The sequence below is a fragment of the Streptomyces sp. a15 genome (genome assembly GCF_059026085.1).
This window is the reverse complement of sequence record NZ_JBWLKM010000258.1, coordinates 1-846: the sequence shown is the minus strand read 5'-3', so window position 1 is coordinate 846 and position 846 is coordinate 1. Positions and strand designations below refer to the sequence as shown.

At 75.8% G+C, this 846-nt stretch carries 2 pseudogenes; both read left to right on the top strand.

Features of this window, described 5'->3' with window-relative positions:
- Positions 1-296, top strand: a pseudogene (locus tag AC5P09_RS52005) (phosphoheptose isomerase); the annotation flags it as partial.
- A 1-nt stretch (position 297) separates the two neighbouring features.
- Positions 298-846: pseudogene (locus tag AC5P09_RS52000) on the top strand (D-beta-D-heptose 1-phosphate adenosyltransferase); the annotation flags it as partial.

Below are 846 nucleotides of genomic sequence, written 5' to 3'. Positions count from 1 at the left end.
ACGTCCTGGTACTGCTGTCCACCAGCGGCGCGAGCGCCAACCTGCTGTCCGCCGCCGACGCGGCACGCTCGGCGGGCCTGCGCGTGTGGGCCCTCACCGGACCCGCCCCCAACCCCCTCATGGCGGGCAGCGACGAATCCCTGTGCGTGAGCGCCGGCTCCGCCGCGACCGCCCAGGAACTCCACCTGGTCGCGGTGCACATGGTCTGCGCAGCCTTCGACGCGGCGGTGGAACGGAAGGGAAGGCCGGCACCGGAGCGGAAGGAAAGGCCGGCACCGGAGCGGAAGGAAAGCTGACGTGCCCCGCAAGTCCCCCCTCGTAGTGGTCGGCGACGCGCTGCTGGACCGCGACCTGACCGGCACCGCCGAGCGCCTCGCCCCCGACGCGCCCGTGCCGGTCGTCGCCGACTGCGCGCAGCGGGTGCGTCCGGGCGGCGCCGCCCTGGCCGCCTGCCTCGCGGCCCGCGACGGCCGTGAGGTCACCCTGATCACCGGTCTCGGCGACGACCCGGCGAGCGAGGAACTGCGCCGACTCCTGTCGCGGGAACTGAAGTTGATCGAACTCCCGCTGACCGGCGCGCTGCCGGAGAAGACCCGTGTGCTGGCGCAGGGCAGTCCGGTCGTCCGCCTGGACCGGGGCACGGGCCGCGTCCGCGAGGCCACGGACGAGGCGCGCGCGGCGCTCCGCTCGGCTCCCGCCGTGCTGGTCTCCGACTACGGGCGGGGCGCGGCGGACTCCCTCCGGGACGTTCTCGCCGAGCGGTCGCCCCTGGTCTGGGACCCACACCCGCGCGGCGGACCGCCGGTGCCGGGCACCCGGCTGGTCTCGCCGTCGGAGAAGGAGGCG